The 509-nt window shown below is 21.2% G+C and carries 1 protein-coding gene; it reads right to left on the reverse strand.

Annotated elements, in window-relative coordinates; translation table 11 throughout:
• A partial coding sequence (locus ON17_RS01595) for a hypothetical protein (protein WP_040849654.1) occupies positions 1 to 425 on the reverse strand: 425 nt, incomplete at its 3' end.
• Positions 426 to 509 lie beyond the last annotated feature (84 nt).

The raw sequence follows: 509 nt of genomic DNA on the forward strand, positions 1-509 counted from the left end.
CCTTCAATTTGTTCTTTCCATTGATCTGTTTCTTCGATTTCCAAAGGCAACAAAAAAAAAATAACCATAGCGACAAGCAAAAACAAAAGTGAAGAAAAAAATAATTGCTTAATCGCTTTTTTATCTAAATATTTATAAATTAAATAAGGAGTTATGCAAGCCCACCATGCGAAAGAACCAAAATAAACTATTATCATAAGAGAATAAAAACTATGATATTCAATTTTAATACATAAATCTAAAATTCTTTTCGTTTTTTCGTTCACAATTTTTCTAGTAAGAACTTGGAAAAAATGAGTTTTATAAATTATTTCCGAAGAAATAAAATAAACCAATTGATAAGCAATGATTAAAAATAGTCCACCTAATATAAAATTTTTTAATTTTATTTTTTCTTCTTCTCTCGTTTTAAAATTAATCTTCATATTTTTTCATTTTTATCTTTTTTATTTTTAAAATTTTCCTTTCATAAAAAATTGATTAAAAATAAAATAAAAATTTAACTTTAT

This window comes from Poinsettia branch-inducing phytoplasma str. JR1, assembly GCF_000309465.1.
GTDB classification, from domain to species: Bacteria; Bacillota_I; Bacilli_A; order Acholeplasmatales; family Acholeplasmataceae; genus Phytoplasma; species Phytoplasma pruni.